At 73.3% G+C, this 20,971-nt stretch carries 18 protein-coding genes and 1 pseudogene; 10 read left to right on the top strand and 9 right to left on the bottom strand.

Annotated features, from left to right (window positions below):
* The 5 genes from AEQ27_RS17825 to AEQ27_RS10395 form a co-directional block, all read left to right on the top strand.
* The coding region (locus AEQ27_RS17825) for a hypothetical protein (protein ID WP_054146586.1) at positions 1 to 1,044 on the top strand (1,044 nt) is incomplete at its 5' end.
* Complete coding sequence (locus AEQ27_RS10380) at positions 1,041 to 1,679, top strand: DUF4129 domain-containing protein (protein ID WP_054146587.1); 639 nt, start codon at positions 1,041 to 1,043, stop codon at positions 1,677 to 1,679. The genes AEQ27_RS17825 and AEQ27_RS10380, both read left to right, overlap by 4 nt.
* A complete protein-coding gene (locus AEQ27_RS10385) occupies positions 1,676 to 2,860 on the top strand; it encodes a DUF4350 domain-containing protein (RefSeq protein ID WP_054146588.1) in 1,185 nt (394 codons plus the stop codon). The genes AEQ27_RS10380 and AEQ27_RS10385 overlap by 4 nt, the downstream gene beginning before the upstream one ends.
* Positions 2,861 to 2,930: 70 nt before the next feature.
* Entirely contained in the window at positions 2,931 to 3,884 is a 954-nt protein-coding gene (locus tag AEQ27_RS10390; protein ID WP_054146589.1) for a MoxR family ATPase, read from the top strand.
* A 2-nt stretch (positions 3,885 to 3,886) separates the two neighbouring features.
* Positions 3,887 to 5,179, top strand: a complete 1,293-nt coding sequence (locus tag AEQ27_RS10395) for a DUF58 domain-containing protein (RefSeq protein WP_054146590.1) — start codon at positions 3,887 to 3,889, stop codon at positions 5,177 to 5,179.
* Between the two features lie 31 nt (positions 5,180 to 5,210).
* On the opposite strand, the gene AEQ27_RS10400 is transcribed toward AEQ27_RS10395, so the two are convergent.
* Complete coding sequence (locus tag AEQ27_RS10400; protein ID WP_054146591.1) at positions 5,211 to 6,206, bottom strand: stage II sporulation protein M; 996 nt, start codon at positions 6,204 to 6,206, stop codon at positions 5,211 to 5,213.
* 18 nt (positions 6,207 to 6,224) lie between these two features.
* Here AEQ27_RS10400 and AEQ27_RS10405 point away from each other — a divergent pair, with 18 nt between their 5' ends.
* Positions 6,225 to 7,109, top strand: a complete 885-nt coding sequence (locus AEQ27_RS10405) for an RDD family protein (protein ID WP_082383443.1) — start codon at positions 6,225 to 6,227, stop codon at positions 7,107 to 7,109.
* Between the two features lie 34 nt (positions 7,110 to 7,143).
* Here AEQ27_RS10405 and AEQ27_RS10410 read toward each other — a convergent pair whose 3' ends face one another.
* The 3 genes from AEQ27_RS10410 to AEQ27_RS10420 all read right to left on the bottom strand — a co-directional run bounded on the left by AEQ27_RS10410 (position 7,144) and on the right by AEQ27_RS10420 (position 9,166).
* Complete coding sequence (locus tag AEQ27_RS10410) at positions 7,144 to 7,395, bottom strand: metal-sensitive transcriptional regulator (protein WP_233568399.1); 252 nt, start codon at positions 7,393 to 7,395, stop codon at positions 7,144 to 7,146.
* 147 nt (positions 7,396 to 7,542) lie between these two features.
* On the bottom strand, positions 7,543 to 8,964 hold the full coding sequence (locus AEQ27_RS10415) for a phosphomannomutase/phosphoglucomutase (RefSeq protein ID WP_054146593.1): 1,422 nt from the start codon (positions 8,962 to 8,964) through the stop codon (positions 7,543 to 7,545).
* Positions 8,954 to 9,166, bottom strand: a complete 213-nt coding sequence (locus tag AEQ27_RS10420; RefSeq protein WP_054146594.1) for a DUF3499 family protein — start codon at positions 9,164 to 9,166, stop codon at positions 8,954 to 8,956. The genes AEQ27_RS10415 and AEQ27_RS10420 overlap by 11 nt, the downstream gene beginning before the upstream one ends.
* Before the next feature lie 71 nt (positions 9,167 to 9,237).
* Between AEQ27_RS10420 and AEQ27_RS10425 the strand changes: the two genes are divergently transcribed.
* The gene (locus AEQ27_RS10425; RefSeq protein ID WP_054146595.1) at positions 9,238 to 9,687 is read left to right on the top strand and encodes a metallopeptidase family protein; all 450 of its coding nucleotides are present in this window, start codon (positions 9,238 to 9,240) and stop codon (positions 9,685 to 9,687) included.
* Positions 9,688 to 9,836: 149 nt separating this feature from the next.
* On the opposite strand, the gene AEQ27_RS10430 is transcribed toward AEQ27_RS10425, so the two are convergent.
* The 5 genes and pseudogenes from AEQ27_RS10430 to manA form a co-directional block, all read right to left on the bottom strand.
* The gene (locus tag AEQ27_RS10430) at positions 9,837 to 11,207 is read right to left on the bottom strand and encodes a DUF5719 family protein (protein WP_152970309.1); all 1,371 of its coding nucleotides are present in this window, start codon (positions 11,205 to 11,207) and stop codon (positions 9,837 to 9,839) included.
* A 2,029-nt stretch (positions 11,208 to 13,236) separates the two neighbouring features.
* Positions 13,237 to 14,031 (bottom strand): annotated as a pseudogene (locus tag AEQ27_RS18775) (glycosyltransferase family 2 protein); the annotation flags it as partial.
* Between the two features lie 165 nt (positions 14,032 to 14,196).
* Positions 14,197 to 14,532, bottom strand: a complete 336-nt coding sequence (locus AEQ27_RS10440; protein ID WP_167599050.1) for a WhiB family transcriptional regulator — start codon at positions 14,530 to 14,532, stop codon at positions 14,197 to 14,199.
* Between the two features lie 185 nt (positions 14,533 to 14,717).
* Positions 14,718 to 15,677 (bottom strand): UDP-glucose 4-epimerase GalE, encoded by a 960-nt coding sequence (gene galE / locus AEQ27_RS10445; RefSeq protein ID WP_054146598.1) that lies wholly within the window; start codon positions 15,675 to 15,677, stop codon positions 14,718 to 14,720.
* A gap of 44 nt (positions 15,678 to 15,721) precedes the next feature.
* Positions 15,722 to 16,888: a mannose-6-phosphate isomerase, class I gene (gene manA, locus AEQ27_RS10450; RefSeq protein ID WP_054146599.1), complete on the bottom strand. Its 1,167-nt coding sequence runs from the start codon at positions 16,886 to 16,888 to the stop codon at positions 15,722 to 15,724.
* A gap of 154 nt (positions 16,889 to 17,042) precedes the next feature.
* Here manA and AEQ27_RS10455 point away from each other — a divergent pair, with 154 nt between their 5' ends.
* The 3 genes from AEQ27_RS10455 (at position 17,043) to AEQ27_RS10465 (ending at position 20,936) form a co-directional block, all read left to right on the top strand.
* Positions 17,043 to 18,239 carry an acyl-CoA dehydrogenase family protein gene (locus tag AEQ27_RS10455; RefSeq protein ID WP_054146600.1) on the top strand — a complete coding sequence of 399 codons (1,197 nt, stop codon included), beginning with the start codon at positions 17,043 to 17,045 and terminating at the stop codon, positions 18,237 to 18,239.
* A gap of 64 nt (positions 18,240 to 18,303) precedes the next feature.
* Positions 18,304 to 19,620 carry an O-antigen ligase gene (locus AEQ27_RS10460; RefSeq protein ID WP_054146601.1) on the top strand — a complete coding sequence of 439 codons (1,317 nt, stop codon included), beginning with the start codon at positions 18,304 to 18,306 and terminating at the stop codon, positions 19,618 to 19,620.
* Positions 19,617 to 20,936, top strand: coding sequence for a hypothetical protein (locus tag AEQ27_RS10465; RefSeq protein WP_054146602.1), 1,320 nt, complete (start codon positions 19,617 to 19,619; stop codon positions 20,934 to 20,936). The genes AEQ27_RS10460 and AEQ27_RS10465 overlap by 4 nt, the downstream gene beginning before the upstream one ends.
* Positions 20,937 to 20,971 lie beyond the last annotated feature (35 nt).

Here is a 20,971-nt window from a genome sequence, read left to right on the forward strand (position 1 = left end):
GGCCTCGTGCCGCTGCGCCCTCTGACCTTCGGCGAGATCCTGGGCGCCTCGTTCCAGGTCTTCCGCCGCAACCCGCGCACCACGTTCGGCACGGCCCTGCTGTCGCAGGTCGTCCTGCTCGTCGTGACCGTCGCGATCACCGGCGGCAGCGCCTTCCTGGCCTTCGGGCGGGTCGAACAGGCCCTCCCCCGCGCCCGTGACGCGGCGCTGGCCGGCGCCGACGCCGTCGCGGCCGCGGCGGCACTCGTGCCGGTCGCCCTGCAGGCGATCGTCACGGCCCTGCTCCAGGGGCTCTTCGCGCTCGAGACCGCCCGTCCGACGCTCGGAGCGACGCTGCCACTCGGCCGCCCCTGGGCGCCGGCCCAGCGCCGCCCCGGCTCCCTCGTCGGCTGGTCCGCCCTGCCCCCCGCCGCCTCCGTCCTGGCGCTGGCCCTCGTGGCCGGCGTCGTCGTCGGCGGCGTGGCCGTCGGTTCGGGCCCGAGCATCGCTGTCGGCATCGGGGTCGGGGTCCTGCTCGGGCTGGGTCTCCTCGTGCTCGGGGTGTGGCTGACCGTCAAGACCTGCCTCGTGCCGAGCGCGATCGTGCTCGAGCGGATGACCCTCGGCGCGGCGGTGAGGCGCTCGTGGTCGCTGACCCGCGCCTCCTTCTGGCGGACCTTCGGCGTGATCGCGCTGGTGTTCCTCATGATCCAGGTCGCGTCGCAGGTCGTCGCGACGCCCTTCTCGGTGCTGTTCAGCGTCCTGACCGGCACGCTCGCCCCCCCGGGCGACGTGACCGACCCGGCCTTCCGCGCCTTGACGGCGGGCCCCTACGCCGTGCCCCTGGGCATCACGGCGGTCATCGGCGCGATCGGCTCCGTGCTGCAGGCGGCGTCGGCCGGCCTCGTCTACATCGACCGGCGCATCCGCACCGAGGGGCTCGACCTCGAACTCGTCCGCTACGTCGAGCGCGGCGGACGGTCGGCCGAGGGGCAACCCGACCCGTACCGCACGCCCGAGGTCCCGCTCACCCCGACGACGCACCCGGGAGCACCCCGCTGGTGAGTCCCCTGCCCTTCGCCGCCGGGCCCCCGCTGACCCCCGACGCCGACGACGCCCGGCGCGAGGTCCTGCGCGAGCTCACCGGGCCCGAGTACGTGGCGGCGCAGCCGTCGTGGCTCGACCGTGCGGCGCAGGCGTTCTGGGACTGGCTCGGTTCGATCCGGTTCGGGGGGACCGAGGGGGCGCCGGCGGTCGCGGCGATCGTGCTGCTCGTGGTCGTCGTGGTGGTCGTCGTGGTCGTGCTGCTCGTCTACGGCGTGCCGCGGCTGAACCGCCGGTCCGCCCGCGACCTCGGCCTCTTCGGCGACGCCGACGTCCGCGACCGCCACGCCATGCGTGCCGCGGCCCGGGCGGCCGCCTCCCGCGGCGACCTGACGCTCGCCGTCGCCGAGGCCTTCCGGGCGATCGCCCGCTCGCTGGCCGAGCGGGGCGACGTCGCGGTCTCCCCCGGCACCACGGCACGCGACGTGGCCCGCCGGGCGGGCGACGTCTTCCCCGAGCTCCGGGCGGGTTTCGCGGACGCCGCCACCGCCTTCGACGGCGCCCGCTACCTCGACCGCCCCGGCACCGACGAGGCCTACCAGGCCGTCGTCGAGCTCGACCGGCGCGTGACGTCGTCCCGGCGGGTGGACGCGTGACCGTCACCGCACCCTCCGCCGAGACCGGCACGGTCTCGACCCCCACCGTCACGGCGTCGCTCCGCCGTGCGCGGTTCTGGGTCGCACTCGCCCTCGTCCTGGCGCTCGGCGTCGCGGCGACACTCCTCGTCGGCTCGGGCTCGGGCGCGGGGCGCGCCCTCGGCCCCGCGACCGCCGCTCCCGGCGGGGCGAAGGCACTCGTCGAGGTGCTCGGGCGGCAGGGCGTCGACGTGACCGTGACGACCCCCCTCGGCGACGCCCTCGACCGGCTCGGGTCGGGCGACGGCACGCTCCGCGTCGACGACGCCTCCGGGTTCCTGGTCGGCGACCAGTGGCGGCGCCTCGCGACGGCGGCCTCCCACCTCGTGCTCCTCTCCCCCGGGTCCGCCGCGCTCGACAGCGTGGCCCCGGGCGTGGCCGTGGCCGCCCCGGTCGAGGACGGCACGGCCGCACCCGCCTGCTCGTCACCGGCCCTCGAGCAGGCGTCCCGGGTCGACGTCACGGGGGTCGCCTACGCCGTCGACGCCCCGGGCGCCGTCCGCTGCCTGCCCACCGACGACGGCTACGGACTCGTCGAGCTCGACGACGGCGACGCGAGGGTGTCCGTCCTGGGTGCCACGGGCGCCCTGACCAACGGCGCGATCGCGACGGACGACGACGCGGCCTTCGCGCTCGCCCTGCTCGGCGGGTCCTCCGAACTGACCTGGTACCTGCCCTCGGCCGGCGACCTGCCCGAGGGCCAGGGCACGCTCGCCACCCTCACGCCCCCGTGGGTGACGCCGTCGCTGGTGGTGCTCCTCCTGGCCGGAGTGGCTGCCATGGTGTGGCGGGGTCGACGCCTCGGCTCCCTCGTCGTCGAGCGCCTGCCGGTGATAGTCAAGGCGTCCGAGACCACCGAGGGTCGCGCCCGGCTGTACGAACGGTCCGGGCAGCGCCGCCACGCCCTCGACCAGCTCCGCATCGGCACGTTCGGGCGACTCGCGCGAGCGACGGGCCTGTCGTCGACCGCCTCGGTCGACGACGTCGTCGCCCGGGTGGCCGCTCTCACCTCGGCCGACCCCCGGGGCCTCCGGCACGTCCTCGTGGATGCCGACCCGGCCGACGACCGCGAACTCGTCTCGATGAGCGACAGCCTGCTCGACCTCGAGCGCGCGGTGCGACGGGCGGTGGCTCCGTCGTGACCCGACCCGCGCCTCCTGCGCCTCGTCCGCTCGCCCCCGCTCCGATCCCCACCCCGGAGGACCCCACCAGATGAGCTCAGAACTGCAGCAGACCTTCGCCCGAGTCCGAACCGAGGTCGGCAAGGCCGTCGTGGCCCAGGACGGTGCCGTGACGGGCCTGATCGTCACCCTGCTGGCACAGGGGCACGCCCTGCTCGAGGGCGTCCCCGGCGTGGCCAAGACGCTGCTCGTGCGCGCCCTCAGCCACTCGCTGTCGCTCGACACCGCCCGGGTGCAGTTCACGCCCGACCTGATGCCCGGCGACATCACCGGGTCGCTCGTCTACGACGCGAAGTCGGGCGAGTTCGACTTCCGGGCCGGCCCCGTGTTCACCAACGTGCTGCTCGCCGACGAGATCAACCGCACGCCGCCCAAGACCCAGTCCGCGCTGCTCGAGGCGATGGAGGAGCGCCAGGTCTCGGTCGATGGCGTCAGCCGCGCACTGCCGACGCCGTTCCTGGTCGCGGCGACCATGAACCCCGTCGAGTACGAGGGCACCTACACGCTGCCCGAGGCCCAGCTCGACCGGTTCCTGATGAAGCTCACCCTCGACCTGCCGCCGCGCGAGGCCGAGGTCGAGGTGCTGAGCCGCCACGCCGCGGGCTTCTCGCCCCGCGACCTGCGGGCCGCCGGCGTCACCCCGGTGCTCGGCCCCGACGACCTCGCCCGCGCCCAGGCCGAGGTGGCCCGCGTCGGCGCCTCCCCCGACGTGCTCGCCTACATGGTCGACCTGGCCCGGGCCACGCGCGAGAGCCCGTCGGTGAAGATCGGCGTGAGCCCCCGCGGATCGACGGCCCTGCTCGCCGCCTCGAAGGCGTGGGCGTGGCTGACCGGCTTCGACCACGTCACGCCCGACCACGTCCAGGCCATGGCCCTGCCCGTGCTGCGACACCGCCTGCAGCTGCGACCCGAGGCCGAGCTCGAGGGCGTCGACGCCGACGGCATCGTCCGCTCGGTCCTGCAGCAGGTCCGGGTGCCGCTCTAGCCATGGCGATCACCGGTTGGTTCGTCGCGCTCGTCGCATTCGGCGTCGTGCCCGTCGTCGTCACGGGCAGCGGCTGGGCGATCGTCGGCTGGCTCGGCGTCGTCACGACGCTGACCGTGGTCGACGTGGCCCCCGCGGCCTCGCCCCGGCCGCTCCCGATCCGGCGCGAGGTGCCCGGGGCGATCCGCCTCGGCGAGAGCGCACCCGCCCGGCTGACCGTGGTGAACGGCGGTCGCCGCGCCCCGCGCGGACTCCGGCGGGACGCCGGGCAGCCGTCGGCCGGCGCCACCCCCGCCCGCCGCCGTCTCTCCCTGCGGCCGGGACGGGCCGCGACCCTCACCGTGACGCTGACCCCGTTCCGTCGGGGCGAGCGCCGCGCCGGAGGCGTCACCGTCCGGACCGTCGGCCCGCTGCGGCGCGCCGGTCGACAGGCGACGCGCGGGGTGCCCGGCGCGGGGCGCGTGCTGCCGCGGTTCTCGTCGCGCAAGCGCCTGCCCTCCCGCCTGGCCCGGCTGCGAGAGCTCGACGGCCGCACGAGCGTGATGATCCGCGGCCAGGGCACCGAGTTCGACAGCCTGCGCGAGTACGTCCGAGGGGACGACGTCCGCTCCATCGACTGGCGGGCGACCGCCCGCCGCGACGACCTCGTCGGGCGCCCCTGGCGACCCGAGCGCGACCGTCGGGTGGTCGTCGTGGTCGACACGGGGCGCACGTCGGCGGCTCGCATCGACGACGAACCCCGGCTCGACACCGCTTTCGAGTCGGCCCTGCTGCTCGGGGCGTTGGCCTCGAGGGCCGGCGACCGGGTCGACGTCGTCCTCTTCGACCGTCGGGTCCGGGGCCGCGTCCAGGGCGCGACCGGGCCCGCCCTGCTGTCGTCGATGGTCGAGACCATGGCTCCGGTCGAGCCCGAACTCGTCGAGACCGACTGGTCCGCCGTGCCTGCTCTCGTCCGCTCGGTGACGTCCCGCCGGGCGCTGGTCGTCCTGGCGACCACGGTCGCCAGCCCCGCCGCTCCCCGCTCGCTGCTCGCCGCGATCCCCCCGCTGACCCGCCAGCACCTCGTCGTCGTGGCGTCGGTCACCGATCCGGCCCTCGACGAGTCGGTCTCGCGACGCGGCACCCGCGACGAGGTCTACCGGGCGGCCTCCGCCGAGCGTGCCCGGCTCGACCAGGGCCGTGTCGCCGCCGCCCTGCGTCAGGTCGGCGCCGACGTCGTGACCGGGGCGCCGGCCGACCTGCCCCCCGCCCTGGCCGACCGCTACCTCGCGCTCAAGGCGGCCGGTCGCCTCTGACGGAGGCGCGGGGCGGGGCGGCGACGCAGGATCAGTCGGCGACGAGCTGCCTCGCCCCGGCTTCGAACTCGTCGAGGTCGCCGGTCTGCCCGGCTCGGTGGGCCCGCCCGCCGAGCAGCCACTGGTAGGCCAGGAAGCCGAGCAAGGCCACGGTGCCGATGCCGATCTTGATCGGCCACGGCCACGCCTGCCGGGTGACGAACCCCTCGATGACGCCCGAGACCAGCAACGAGAGCATCAGCCCGACGGCGATGGTCACGAGTGCGCGGCCGTCCTGTGCCAACGCCTGCCCCCGGGTGCGGGCACCGGGCGCCACCCAGGACCAGAAGATCATCAGACCGGCCGCCCCGGCGACGAAGATGCTGTAGAGCTCGAGCTGGCCGTGGGGAGCGATGTACAGGAAGAACTGGTCGAGCCGCCCCTGATCGGCCATGAGCCCGGCCGAGATGCCGACGTTCATGGCGTTGCTGAGGATCGCGTAAGGCACCCAGACCCCGGTGATCCCGAAGGCCACGCACTGGGCCGCGATGTACGCGTTGTTCGTCCACACCTGGCCGGTGAACGAGGTCGAGGCGCTCTCGGAGTAGTAGTTCACGAAGTCCTGCTCGGCGAACTGCCGGCGGAACTCCTCGCTGCCGAACGAGGCCAGCAGCGCGGGCGTGTTCGCCGCCCAGATCGCGAACACCGCCGCGACGACGACCGTCACGAGCGTCAGCACGAGCGACAGCCAGCGCACCCGGTAGAGGGCGGCCGGCAGCTGCGCGACGAAGAAGGTGGGCAGCTGGCTGAACAGGTTGCGGCCGGCACCCGTGAAGCGGAGTCGTGCTCGCGACAGGGACATCGAGAGCCGGTCGGCCACCACCGAGTCGCCGGTCGCCGTCTTCAGCGCCGACAGATGACCGGCCCCGGACTGGTATAGGCGCACGAGCTCGTCGGCTTCCGGCCCGCTCAGTCGGCCGCGCCGGGCGAGGCGGTCGAGCTCGGCCCAGTCGTGGCCGTGGGCGGCGGCGTAGGCGTCGATGTCCATTCTGCTTAGATACTAGGCATGTCCCGCACGAAGGCACGAGGCGCCTCCCCGGTGGTGCTGCGCCCCGACCAGGTCGAGGCCTTCACGGCGGGCGGGGACGAGCTCGTCACGGGCGAGGCGGTGGCTCTCGACCTCCGGCCGACGAGCTTCGTGCTGCGGGCCGCCGGCGTGCTCATCGACTACCTGGCCTACGCCCTGTTGCTCGTCGGCGCGTTGCTGCTCGTCTCGCTGCTCAACGAGGGCGGGGTGCTGGACGACGCGCTGTCGCAGGCGTTCCTCGTCGCGTCGATCGCGATCTGCTTCATCGTCGTGCCGACGGTGGTCGAGACCGCGAGCCACGGTCGGTCCCTGGGCAAACTCGCCGTGGGGGCGCGCATCGTCCGCACCGACGGAGGCGCGATCGGCCTGCGCCACGCCCTCACCCGGGCACTCGTGGGGCTGCTCGAGATCGTCTCGACCAGTGGCGGCCTGGCCGTCGTCGTCGCCCTGCTGAACGGCTCGTCCCGCCGCCTGGGCGACCTGATGGCCGGCACCTACAGTCGCAACGAGCGTGTGTCCAAGGCCGCCCACGTGGTCTACGGCGTGCCGTCGCACCTGCAGGGCTGGGCCGAGATCGCGGACGTCGGGCGCCTGCCCGACGGCCTGGCCCGTCGCATCGCGTCGTTCCTGCAGCAGGCACCGCAGCTCTCCCCCGCCAGCCGACGACGTGTCGCCGACGAGCTGGCGGCCGAGGCGACGCCGTACGTCTCGCCCGTGCCGTCCGGCGAACCCGAGTTCCTCCTGGCCGGCGTCTCGGCGCTCCGTCGTCAGCGCGAGTCCGCCGCCCTGGCCCGCGAGTCCGCACTGCTCGACCGCCTGACCCCGGCACTGACCGAGACCGTCCCGGGCTTCCCCCGCCGCTGACCGTCGCCGTCGTGGCCGGCCGCGCGACTCGGGTTCACGACCGGACGAGCCTCGCGATCGCCGCCGACGCCTCGCGGACCTTGGCGTCCGCGACGTCGCCTCCTTCGCGGGCGGCCTGGGCGACGCAGTGGGCGAGGTGGTCCTCGAGCAACTGGAGCGCCACGGTCTCGAGGGCCCGCGTGGCCGCGCTCACCTGGGTCAGCACGTCGATGCAGTACGTGTCGTCCTCGACCATGCGCTGGATGCCCCGCACCTGACCCTCGGCCCGGCGCAGACGCTTGACGATCTGCTCCTTGTCGCCGCTGTAGCCGACGTGCCTCGTCGTCGTGTGCTCACCCTGCTGCGCCACCCGCGCCTCCTGCCCGTGTCATCTGATCGCCAGGATACCCCCAGGGGGTAACGGACCCGTCCACGGCCGGAGCTCGGTCGGCCGTCAGCCGCGGATCAGCCCGAGGACGTCGTCACGGACGCGCTCCATGCCGGCGGGCGTCGCCGCCCCGGCGTTGAGGCGCAGCAACGGCGCGGTGTTCGACGGCCGGCCGTTGAACCACCAGAACCCGTCGTCGGACGTCCCGCTGACCGTGAGCCCGTCGAGCTCGTCGAAGTCGCCGACCCCGGCATAGGCCTCGACGATGCGCGCGTACGCCGCCGGCACGTCGGTGACGGTCGAGTTGATCTCGCCGCTCGCCGCGTAGGGCGTGTAGCGGTCGGTCAGGGTCGAGAGCGGCTCCGCCTGCGCCCCGAACTCGGCCAGGACGTGCATGGCGGCCAACATGCCGTTGTCGGCGCTCCAGAAGTCGCGGAAGTAGTAGTGCGCCGAGTGCTCACCGCCGAAGATCGCGCCGGTCGACCGCATCTCGTCCTTGATCAGCGAGTGGCCGACGCGGGTGCGCACCGGGGTCGCCCCGGCGGCCTCGATGGCCTCGGGCACCGCGCGCGACGTGATCAGGTTGTGGATCACCGAGATCTCGGCGTCGGGCTCGGCGGCACGGACGCGCGCGATCTCGCGGACGGCGACGATCGCGGCCACGGCCGACGGGGTCACGGCGTCGCCCTTCTCGTCGACGACGAAGCAGCGGTCGGCATCACCGTCGAACGCCAGCCCCAGGTCGGCCCCGTGCTCGAGGACGGCTTTCTGCAGGTCGACGATGTTCGCCGGGTCGAGGGGGTTGGCCTCGTGGTTGGGGAAGGTTCCGTCGAGTTCGAAGTACAGCGGGATGATCTCGATCGGCAGCTTCGGCAGGCCCGCGGCCTCGCCCAGCACCGCCGGGACCGTCAGGCCGCCCATGCCGTTGCCCGCGTCGACGACGACCGTGATGGGCCGGATGCCGGAGAGGTCGACCAGTCCGCGCAGGTAGGCGGCGTAGTCGGGCAGCGCGTCGTGCTCTCGGACGGTGCCGGGCTCGGCGACGGCCTCGATGCCGTCGGCCAGGAACGAGGAGGCGCGGTCACGGATAGAGGACAGCCCCGTGTCGAGGCTGATGCCCTGGGCACCGGCCCGGCTCATCTTGATGCCGTTGTAGGTGGCCGGGTTGTGGCTCGCGGTGAACATGGCCGCCGGGGCGTCGAGCGAGCCGGAGGCGAAGTACGACTCGTCGGTCGAGCACAGGCCCAGCGCGACGACGTTCGCACCCCGGGCGCGGGCGCCGCGGGCGAAGGCGTCGGCGAAGCCCGGCGAGGAGTCGCGCATGTCGTGGCCGACGACCAGGTCGCGGCCGGCGCCGTCGATCTCGTCGGCGAACGCCGCACCGAACGCCTCCACCACCTCGTCGGTGAGCTGGCTGCCGACCAGCCCACGGACGTCGTAGGTCTTGACGAAGGCGGTCAGGTCGACGGGGGTGTTCTCAGAGGTCATGGCCCAAAACTACCCGGCGCAGGACCTGCCAGCCCTGCGGGACCGACAACGAGCCCGCGTGGCGGGCGCAGAGGTCGTAACCGTGCGGCTCGACGCGGTCGCTCAGGGGCCCGACGACGACCATCGAGTCGGCGTACACGTACGTCAGCGTCGCGACGGCCTCGTCGTGGCACGTCACCTTGCTGCAGGGTCGACCGTTCATCTGGCGGACAGACTATCGCGAGGTCCCCCGGGGGCCGACCCGCGCCTCCGCGCCGGGCCTACGATGGGCGGATGAGCAAGGCCCGCCCCGCACGCGTCACCGACCGGTCCCGTCGGCGCGACCGCCACGGGCGCGGGTTGCGGTCGTCGGCCGCCGGGCCCCACCTGCCCTTCCTGCGCACGCGGGTCGATCTCTTCGACGACATCGTGGCCGCCACCGCCGACTACCTGCGCGAGGCATGGCCCGACGAACTCGCCGACACGTCGTTCGAGGTCGCCGGCCTCCCCGCCGAACCCGACCGCACCCGCGTCGAACGCTGGTCGGTCGACCGGGCCGCCGGCCGGGTGGTGCTGTACCGCCTGCCGATCGAACGGCCCGCACCGTCGCAAGACCGACGGGGTGCCGCCGAGGACGAGTGGAACCACCGTGTGCTCGTCGAGGGGTACGTGTTCCGCGCCGTGGCCGATCTGCTCGGCAAGGACCCGTGGGAGCTCGCGCCCGACCGCTGGCGCGACGGCTGAACCACTCGATCGTCGGGGCCGTGTCTGCCGTCGGGGTCGCGCCGACGGTCGGCGAGGCCGGGCCGTCAGGCCGTCGGGCGGTCGGGCCGTCAGGCCGTCGGGCCGTCAGGGGTAGACGGTCACGGGCGTCGACGCCGGGAACGGTGAGGTCACCGGCCAGGCGGCGATGGCTGCGGGTGCCGAGAAGCTGACACCCGCCCGCAGGCCGTCGGCCTCCTCGGGCCGGACGGCGTCGCCCGAGGCCACGTCGGCGCCGACCGTCGCCCCCCGGGCGCCTCGCCGCCCCGCTCGTCGCCGTCACCCACCGTGACCTCGGCCGTCACGGCGTCCTGACCGGGGTTCGCGAGCCAGAGGCGTCCGCCCTCACCGTCGGGCACGACGGCCTCGGTGTCACCCGAGAGGCGCGGCGACGGGGCGGCCCAGCTCAGGTCCACGCCTCCCGCTGCGGCGGCGACGGGGGAGGTGCGGGCGGCGACGGCCACGGCCGTGGACGGCCGCACGGTGGCGGTGTAGACACCGTCCTCGAGCCCGTCGATCGGCACGTCGGTCACGCGACCCCCCTCGACCCGGGTCTCGAACGTGGTGCCGGTACCGTCGTCGGTGGCCAAGGAGGCGCTTACCTGAGCGGAATCCTGGCCCGGAACGAGGACGCGCAGCACGGATTGGAGGTCGGAGGACGACGGATCGGCCAGCGCACCCTCGAGGTTCGCCGAATCGCGGACGACGATCCCCGTGACGACCGACTCGCGCGAGGGTGCGGCGGACCCGGTCACGATGTCCACACCGCCGGGTTCGAGGGTCCGGACGACGCTCTGCTGGAGGGTGGCGACGATCTGCCCACCACGACTCGACACGTGGACGGCCGGCGAGACGAGTCCGGTCGCGAAGCCCGAGAGCGGCACCACCTTCTGGCTGCGTGGCGCGACGACGATGCCGTCGATGCCGGGGCCCTGCACCTCGCCGGTCTCGGACCGGATGTCGAGGTCGACGGTGGCGTTCACCTCGCTGGGGTTCACGAGGCTGATGAGCGACACGCGCCCCGTCTCGGTCGAGCCGCCGATCAGCCACGTCGAGCTCGTGGGCTCGGTGCACGGCGCCGAGGCGAAGCCACGCAGGTCGCCCTCGTCGACCGACTGGCTCTGGGCCGCCGCGACGAGGGGCACGTCGCTGCCCTCGACGGGCGCGGTGACCACGGACGGCCGCGAGTCGCTGCCGTCGGCACCGGCGAGTTCCTCGACGGCGACCTCGCCCTCGCCCGACTGCCGGGCGACGGCGGCCCGACCGACCGAACTCGCGGTCGTGGCCTGCTGACCCTCCGCGTCCGAGAGCTGCAACAGCGCACCGGTGCAGACCCGCTGCTGGTCCACGGGCACCGGGGTCACGAGCTGGCCCGCCGGCACCGTCTCGAACGAGGGAAGGCGCACGACCGCGGCACCCCCGACGACCGCCGCGGCGACGGCGAGGCCGACGCCGCCGACCGCCACTCGTCCCGTCGTGGAGAAGACCGATCGCTTATTCATCTCGCTCCTCGTCGAAGGTCGTGGCGGGCTGCTCGGCCTCGGGCGTCCCGGCCCGGGATCGACGTCGCCGCGGCGACGTCGGGATGGCGAGCAGCAGGGCGGAACCGAAGACGAGCCCCCAGCTGATCAGGACGATCGGACGCAAGGGTCCGGCAGCCGGACGCGCGTCGCGCTCGTCCTGCGCCTCCACGTAGCGCCAGAGCAGGCCGTTGGACGTGTCGCCGACGGGCAGGAAGTCGGCGTCGGCGTCGAGGGCCTCGCCCGCGCGCTGGCCGAGCCGGTCGGCGTCGCCGTCGTCGTCGGTGGCCGTCAGCAGCACGAACCCGACACCGAGTCGACGCAGGTCGTCGGTCGGGTCGAAACCACTGCGGCTGACGAGGTTCCCGGCCAGGACGGTCAGGTCCTCGTTGACCGAGGTGAGGCGTTGGGCGGTCGAGTCGAGCGTCGACTGGTCGTCGAGCGTCGCTCCCTGCCCGTGCTCGAGCGACACGGCGAGCGAGCCGTCCGGCTGAGGCGTGAGGACGAGCGTCCCGACGTCGGGCGTCGCCTCGGCCTCCGCCGTGACGTAGGCCGACAGGATGCGGCCCGAGCTCGGACGGACGTCGGCCACGGGGCCGAACGACGCGATGACGGTGGGGGCCGCGGCCGCCACCGCGAGCACGGCGACCAGGGCACCGGCCGGCGGGGCGATCCTCGGCAACCGGTCGAGGGTCACGGCCGCGGCACCGACGAGTCCCAGCAGGTACAGGCTCAGCCCACTGCCGGCCCAGATCGTGGTCGTGGCGCTGCCGACGCCCGTGACGGACACGTGGGTCGCGGCGACGGCCGTGAGGTAGCCGAGCAGGGCGAGCGCGAGGGCGGGGACCGCGCGGCGCTGCGAGCCGACGAACGGCGAGGCCACGGCGAGCAGCGCCAGCGGGGCGATCGCGACGGCCACCAGCACGGCGAGCGTGGCGGACGAGAAGCCCGTTCCGGCGATCAGGGCCGTCCAGCCGTTGAGGCCCGTCTCGGGCGACGTGAGCAGCAGCTGCAGCGGCGACGCGGGGTCCGACCTCGTCGGGACGCCGGGGTCGGCGAACACGGCCCACCAGGTGCCCCGCTGCAGCTGGGCGACGACGAGCGGGGCGAAGAGGGCCAGCGCGGGCAGGGGCACCGCGACGAGCCGGTGGGTGCCGCGCGGGCGGCTGACGATCGACCCGAGCCAGCCGACGAGCAGCGCCGGGACGAGCGACGGAGCAGCGGCGGCGACGACGGCGAAGAGCAAGGAGGCGGTGGCCCCGGCCGTCCACGACCTCGCGGCGCCGATCATGGCCCAGACCAGGAACGGGAGCGCCACGTGCGCGAGGACGGCGCCCAGGTGTCCGGACTGCAGCCCCGAGAGCAGGGGCGACGAGAGGGCGTAGAGCGCGGCGGCGACGGCCGGCACCCAGGTGCGACGGGTCACGCGGCGGGTGGCGAACCAGGCCCACAGCGCCGAGAGCGGCAGGGCCACGACGTAGACGCCGACGACCGCGGTGGACGGCGACCAGGGCGTCAGGCTGCCCAGGACGGCGACGAGTGCGGCGAACGGGTCGGAGGGACCGAGGAACCCGGTGCCGATCTCGCGCCAGCCGTAGCCGACCGACGACCACAGCTGACCCACCGAGGTGCTGAGCGGCAGGAGCCCGCCACCCGTCACGGCCGGGTTGCCGAGCAGCGGCAGGAACGCGACCACGCCGACGACGGCGGCGACCAGGACGACCCAGAGACCGCCCGAGTGGACGAAGCTGGCCCGGGGATCGGGCGCGTCCTCGACGACGGCGACCTGCGCATCGCGTTCGGTGACGCGACGTTCACGCAGCAACGCGCGTGACGCCCGCAGGGGCTCGACCGAACTCCAGCCGACGCTCTTGGTGCGGGCGAGTGCCCGACGGGCGGACCGCACGTGCGAGCCGCCGAAGGCAGCCCGGAACGCGGTGGCGAACTCGCCCACCACGGCTCCGGGGTTCTTGGTCAGCAGGTGCCACACGCTGCGCACGACCGCCAACGGCACGAGGCTGAGCCAGTGCAGCGGCAACAGGACGGCGGCCGAGTAGACGAGGCGCCGGTGCAGTTGTGCCGCACGGTGGAGGCGCGCTCGACGGGCGTGACCGACGGGTCCGTGGCCGAACTCCTCCGGCGGTCCGGCGCTGTCGACCTTCGCATCGGGCACGAGCACCACACGGTGACCGGCGAGACGGGCACGGATGGAGAAGTCGAGCGCCGCGTCCACGTGCGGCAGCGCGGGATCGAAGCCGCCCAGCGCGGTCCAGACGGTGCGACGGACGAGCATGCCGCCCGCCGCGACGCCGAGCACGTCGTCGGTGACGTCGTGCTGGCCCTGGTCGAGCTCGTTCTCGACACGGGCGAGCGAGGCGCCGTACCGGGTGACGGTCTCGCCGAACTCGGCGATGACACCGGGCTGACCCCACCGCATCAGCTTGGGCCCCGCGACCGCGACGGACGGCGACACCTCGACGGTCGTCATGAGGTGCTCGAGCGCCTCGGGCGCGGGCGCGTTGTCGTGGCCGAGCAGCCAGACCCATTCGTCGGGGTCGCCGTCGCCCGGGTCGGAGAGCCGGACGCCGTGCGCGGCGGCGGCACCGAAGGTCTTGGCGTCGGGCAGCGAGGCCAGCTGGGCGGCACCGCTGAGCGAGAGCCGGCCCGCGGCCGAGTCCTTGCCGCCGGTGTCGACCACCACCAGGGCCTCCGGGGGCCGCGTCTGACGCGACAGCCCGTCGAGGGTTCGGTCGAGGTAGGTCGCTCCACCAGGGGCGACGAGGATCGCTGTGACTCTCGGCTGCATGACTCGTGCAGCCTAGGTCGCACCGACGCGGGCACCGGCTCGGCGCGCCGACGCGACGAGCGAGACGTGGCGACCCGCGCCTCCCGGCCCCTCGCCCCCGTCCGGGACGACGGAACGGCACCGACCCGGAGGGGTCGATGCCGTCGGAAGCCGAGGAGGCGCGGGTCAGGCCCGCTTGCGGAGCTTGCGACGCTCGCGCTCGGACAGCCCGCCCCAGATGCCGAATCGCTCGTCGTTCTGCAGGGCGTACTCGAGGCATTGGGCCCGGACGTCGCAGGAGGCGCAGATCTTCTTGGCGTCCCGCGTGGAGCCGCCCTTCTCGGGGAAGAAGGCCTCGGGGTCGGTCTGGGCGCAGAGCGAATCCGCCTGCCAGGCCAGCTGGTTCTCGTCGTCGGCGACGGTGGTTCGCGACGCCGACGATCCGACGCCGGGGACGCCCAGCTGGATCGGGTCGACGTGCCAGTCGTCCGGGACGCCGGCGCGGTTCTCGTGGATGCCCACAGCGCATCTCCCCTCGTGTCGATCGCCCGTGAATGTACGCGACAAGGTAATTACACCGGTGTCATTACCCATCCGTCAAGTCGAGGGCCAATAAACCCTCCACCCCCCGATCAGGGGCAAGGGAGCCCCGGCGTGTCGGGGGACGTTTCGAGCGGAACGGGTGATGTCGAGCGCGGTGACGTCCGTCAGCCGCGAGGTGCGGCCTCCCAGGCGCTCGTGACCATCTCGAGGAGCGTGTGCCGCATCTCCCAGTCGAGGTCCCGGGCCGCCAGGCTGCCGTCCGCGACGATGCGGTCCGGGTCGCCGGGGCGACGCGGAGCGATCTCGGGCGTGAAGTCGATGCCGGTGCCCTCGCGCATCGCGGCCATGATCTCGGCGACCGAGACGCCCCCGCCCGAACCGAGGTTGTAGGCGGGCTCGACGGGCTCGCCCGCGTCCAGTCGGCGGGCCGCGGCGACGTGCGAGACCGCCAGGTCGGCGACGTGGACGTAATCCCGGACGCATGTGCCGTCGGGGGTGGCGTAGTCGTCGCCGTTGATGCGCGGGACGCGTCCTTCGACGAGAGCCGCGAAGACGAGCGGGAAGAGGTTGTGCGGGCTGGCGTCCCAGAGGTCGGGTCGACCCGAGCCCACGACGTTGAAGTAGCGCAGGCTCGTGTGTCGCAGCCCCTCGGCCACGGCCTGGTCGCGCAGCAGCCACTCGCCGATCAGCTTGCTCTCGCCGTACGGCGACGCGGGCGCCTTGGGGGTGTCCTCGGTGACGAGTTCGGTCGGCGGCGTGCCGTAGACGGCCGCGCTCGCCGAGAACACGATCCGGTCGACGCCCCGGCTCGACATGGCCTCGAGGAGGCGGGCGGGCCCCGTGACGTTCTGGTCGTAGGTGTGCAGCGGACGCTGGACCGAGACGCCGGCGTACTTGTAGCCCGCGACGTGGACGACGCCCGTGACGCCGTGACGGTCGATGGTCTGCTCGATCAGCTCGCGATCGAGGATCGAGCCCCGGACGAACGGCACGTCGGCGGGCACGAAGCCCTCGAGGCCTGACGAGAGGTCGTCGAGGACCACCGCGTCGATGCTCGCCCCCGTGAACTCGCGGACGACGTGAGAACCGATGTACCCGGCACCGCCGGTGACCAACCATGACATGGGGCCAACCTACCGGGTGCCCGGCGGGTGGTGGCGGGCCCGGCTCAGGCCGGCGTGGCCACGTACGCGGTGCCGTCGCCGGTCATCGCGAGCCGGACCTCGTCGGGCGTCACGAACGCAGACTCCCCACGACCGAGCCGGATGGTGCCGTCCTGCCCCTTGACGTGGACCTCGCCGTCGGTGACCAGGACGATGCTCGGACCGCCGATCTCGACGACGGCCCCCGGTCCCGAGGCGTCGACCCTGAGCATGGCGAACCCCGTGCCGGACGGCGCGAAGCGCTCGACCCCCCGGGCGACCGTGGTGGGCTCGAGGCGGGGCACGGGCAGCGGTTCGAAGTCGAGGACCTTCAGCAGTTCGGGGACGTCGACGTGCTTGGGCGTCAACCCGCCGCGCAGCACGTTGTCGGAGGGGGCCATGAGCTCGACGCCGAAGCCACCCAGGTAGGCGTGGACGTTCCCGGCGGGCAGGAACAGGGCCTCGCCGGCCCGCAGCGTCACCCGGTTGAGCAACAGAGAGAGGACGACCCCGGGGTCGCCCGGGTAGCGCTCGGCCAGGTCGACGGCCGTCGCGACGCTCGCGCCGCCGGCCCGGTGGGCGGCGGCGAGCTCGCTGACCGCGGCGATGGTCGCGGCCGAGTCGTCGTCGGCCTGGAAGAGGAACGCGAGGGTCGACCGCAGGGACTCGCCCAGGTGCCGACGGAGCCGGTCGAGGCGCCCCGAGCCGTCGTCGAGGAGGTCGACGTCGGCCAGGGTCTCGGCCGGCTCGCGGAACCCGCAGAGGGCGTCGAAGGTGTCGCTGAGTGCCACGATGATCTCGGGTTTGGCCGACGAGTCCTTGTAGTTGCGTTCGGGGGCGTCGAGCGGGATGCCGGCGGCGTCCTCGCGAGCGAAGCCCTCCCGGGCCTGCTCGGGGGTCGGGTGCGCCTGGATGGAAAGCGGGCCGTCGGCCGCGAGCAGCTTCAGCAGGAACGGCAGGTGGTCCCGGTCGCGCCCGAGGGCCCGGGCCGGCTCGGCGGCGAACCAGTCGGCGAGGGTGTCGGCGCCGCCCACCACCGCCGGGGCCACGACGACGCTCGGCGAGCCCGGGTGCGCGCCGAGCCAGAGCTCGGCCTCGGGGCGGCCGCTCGGTCGACGACCGAGCAGGTCGGCGATGGCCGTCGTCGAACCCCAGGCGTAGTCGCGGGGCGTGTTGGTGATGGCGAGGAACATGGCTTTACCTGCTTGTCGAGGTCGTGCTTGGTCGCCCCCTACAAAGCCGTGCGGTCGACGACGCCGGGGCGTTGACCAAAGCTACCAATCCCTTGGTCACGGCCGGGTCGCTGCCTAGGCTCCTGTCGTCCCGACACGAAGCAATGGAGCACGGATGTCATCAGCGACCCTCACCTCGTTCACCTCTCTCGTCAGCGACTTCTACGGCTACGAAGACCTGCTCTCCGACCGCGAGAAGGGTGTGCTGGCCGACCTGCGCCGCTACCTCGAGACCGAGGTCAAGCCCGGCGTGAACCGCCACTGGGCGGACGCGACCTTCCCGCACGAGATCGTCAAGGGCCTCGCCGGCCTCGGCCTGTTCGGCATGCCGTGGGAAGAGACGCGCCCGTTCGAGAACTCCGCCGTCTTCCGCGGCTGGGTCGCACTCGAGCTCGCCCGCGTCGACGCGTCCGTCGCGACCTTCGTCGGCGTGCAGAACGGCCTGGCGATGGGGTCGATCGGCGTCGGCGGTTCGCCGGAGCAGCGCGCCGAGTGGCTGCCCCGCATGGCGAGCGGCGACCTGGTGGGTGCCTTCGGCCTGACCGAGCCGTTGTCGGGGTCGGACTCGGCCCAGGGCCTCCGTACGATCGCCACCCGTGACGGCGACGGCTGGGTGTTGAACGGCTCCAAGCGGTGGATCGGCAACGCCACGTTCAGCGACATCACCATCATCTGGGCCAAGAGCGCCGAGGACGGCCAGGTCAAGGGCTTCATCGTCCCGACCGACACCGCGGGCTACACGGCCACCAAGATCGAGGACAAGCAGAGCCTCCGCATCGTCCAGAACGCCGACATCACCCTCGAGGACGTCCGCGTGCCCGAGCGCAACCGGCTGCAGCAGGCCGATTCGTTCCGCAGCACGGCGGCCGTGCTCCGCCTGACCCGGGCCGAGGTCGCCTGGGCGGCCGTGGGCAACTCGATCGGCGCGTACGAGGCCGCGCTGGCGTACGCGAACGAGCGCGTGCAGTTCGGCAAGCCGATCGCCAAACACCAGCTGATCCAGGACCTCCTGGTGAAGTGCATCGGCAACATCACCGCGTCGATCGGCATGGTGGTCCGCTGCTCGCAGATGCTCGACGAGGGCACGCAACGCGACGAGCACGCCTCGCTCGCCAAGGCGTTCACCACGGCCCGCATGCGCGAGACGGTCGGGTACGCCCGCGAGGTCATGGGTGGCAACGGCATCGTGCTCGAGTACGACGTGGCCCGGTTCTTCGCCGACGCCGAGGCGCTCTACAGCTACGAGGGCACTCGCGAGATGAACACGCTCATCGTCGGCCGCAGCATCACGGGCCAGGCAGCCTTCGTCTGATCCATCGGGCGGGGCGGCCCCCGGTCGCCCCGCTGCGCCTCCCCCGTCGTCTAGCCTGGTGCCCATGACCTCGACGCTGCCCGCGCGGCCCGCCCGAACGGCGCCCGCGCGCGGAGCCACGACGTTCGCGACGCTCGCGTTCCTCGTGCTCTTCGGTGGCGACGTCCTGCGCAACGGCACCGGCTGGTGGGGCTGGGGGGCGGCCTGCGTCGCGATGGTGGTCGCCTCCGTCGTCCTCGTCGTGCGGCACCCGCCCCGGGTGCGGACCCTCCCGCGCCTCCTCGTGCTCTTCCTGGCGTTCGCCGTCGCCTCGATCGCCTGGTCGCAGTACCCGGCCGGCTCGGCGATCGGCATCGTCCTCACGCTGATGACGAGCGTGGGCGCCCTGGCGGTCACCGTCGTCGCCCCGTGGCCGGCCATCGTGACCGCCCTCGGACGAGCGCTGCGCATCCACGTCGTGGCCTCCCTGCTGTTCGAGGTCGTCGTCGGGCTGTTCGTCCGACAGCCGGTCTGCCCGGTCTACCTCGACTGCACCGGGCAGCCCGCGGCGTGGTTCTGGTCGCGTGACGTGCTCTTCGAGGGCGGTCGCATCCAGGGACTGCAGGGCAACAGCAACATCCTGGCGATCATCGCCTTGCTGGCCCTCGTCGTCACGGCCGTCGAGGCCGCGAACCGGTCGATCTCCCGCGGTTCGACGATCGTCGGGCTCGCCGCCTCGCTGCTGGCACTCGTCCTGACCCGGTCGGCGACGGTCGCGGTGGTCGCGGTCGCCGTCGGCCTCGTGCTGCTGCTGGTGCTGGCGACCCGCCGCCGCGAGCCCGGTCACCGGGCCCCCGTCTTCGGCGTCGCGGCCTTCGTCGTCGCGGGCCTCGCCGTCGCCGTCCTCGCTCGCGGTCCCCTGCTCGCGGTGCTCGGCAAGAGCGGCGACCTGACGGGCCGCACCGACATCTGGTCGGCCGTCTACGACCTCGGCGTCCAGCACCCCGTCGTGGGCTGGGGCTGGGTCAGCTACTGGTTCCCGTTCGTCGAACCGTTCACCGACCTCGCCGAGCGAAACGGCGTCGTGTACCTGCAGGCGCACGACGCGTACCTCGACGTCTGGTTCCAGCTGGGATGGATCGGCCTGATCCTCTTCGGCCTCACCATCGTCGGGGTCGTGCTGCGGTCCTGGTGGTGGGCCGTCGACCGTCGGATGCTGGCCCGCGAGGTCGCGGCCCCGTGGTCGGCCCTCGACCTGCTGCCGCTGCTCCTCGTGACGGCCCTGCTCGTCCACGGGTTGACGGAGTCCCGCTTGATCGTCGAGTGGGGGTGGGCCACGTTCGTGATCGTCGTACTCGTCACCCGACGCGACCCCTTCGGCTGGACGGGCCACGACCGGTGACCTCCGGCCACGACCACGGGTTCGACCGCGACCGGGACCCCCTGCGCCGCTACCTCTCGGCTTGGATCGGCTTCTCGGCCGGCGGGCACTTCTCGCAGGCGCTGTCGGTCGCGATCGTCCTCTACGCGTTCTCGACGCAGTCCGTGCGCGCCCTGATGGGGTGGCCCGGGTCGCTCGCCGTCCTGGGCACGCTCGTGGTGCTGGCGGCGCTCTCGCTCGTCGGCGGTCGGCACCACATCGAATGGCACGGCATCCTGCCCGTGTCACTCATCGCCCTCTTCGGGTTCATGGGCCTCAGCGTCTTCTGGAGCGAGTACACCTGGGTGACGATCGGCGGGGTCGCCTACGCCGTCGGGTTCGGCGCGCTCGGGCTCTACCTGGCACTCGGACGCGACCTCGTGCAGGTCGTGAGGGCGTTCGGCGACGCCCTGCGCATCCTGCTCGTGGTCTCGTTGTCGCTCGAGGTGCTGAGCGGTCTGCTGATCGACCAACCGATCGCGTTCCTGGGCATCCAGGGCAACCTCGCCGCGGGCGGGCCCATCCAGGGCATCTCGGGCACCCGCAACTACCTGGGGTTCCTGGCGACGCTCGCGGTCATCACCTTCGCCGTCGAGTTCCTCACCCGGTCGGTTCCCCGACGACAGGCCGTGGCCTCGGGCGTGCTCGCCCTGACGGCGCTCGGCTTCGCCCGCTCCCCCGCGACGGCGATCGCGGTCATCGTCCTGATCGTGGCCGGCGTGGCGCTCGACGCGCTGCGTCGGGCCCCCGAGTCGAGACGGTCGCTCATGCAGTCGGTCTTCGCGGTGATCGTGGTGCTGGGAGGCGCGCTGGCCTACGCGGGCCGCTCGCGCCTCCTCGATGCCGTCGACGCCACGAACGACCTGTCGGTCCGCTCGCTGCTCTGGGCGCGCATCCGCGAACTGGCCGCGGTGCACGACATCGTCGGCTGGGGCTTCGTCGGACAGTGGCCGACCGAGATCTTCCCCTACTCGACGATCATCGCTCCGAACGGCCGACCGCACGAGACGGGCCTGAACGCGTTCTTCGACATATGGCTGCAGCTGGGCCTCGTCGGGGGGCTGTTGCTCGTCGTGGCCGGCACGCTCGCGTTCGTGCGCAGCTGGATCACGGCCTCGGGCCACCCGATCGTGGCCTACGTCTGGCCGGCGCTCGTGCTGGTCCTGATCGGGGTGACGGCCGTCGCCGAGAGCTTCGTGCTGTTCGAGGGAACCCTGATGACCTTCGTCACCATCGCGACGATCGCGGCCCGCAAGCGATCGTGGCGGTCACGCCTGCCGCAGGCGGCCGGCCGGTAGGAGGCGCGGGTCGGGTCGGTCACCACCCGGTCGCC

The sequence above is a fragment of the Frigoribacterium sp. RIT-PI-h genome, assembly GCF_001297205.1.
Taxonomy (GTDB): Bacteria; Actinomycetota; Actinomycetes; order Actinomycetales; family Microbacteriaceae; genus Frigoribacterium.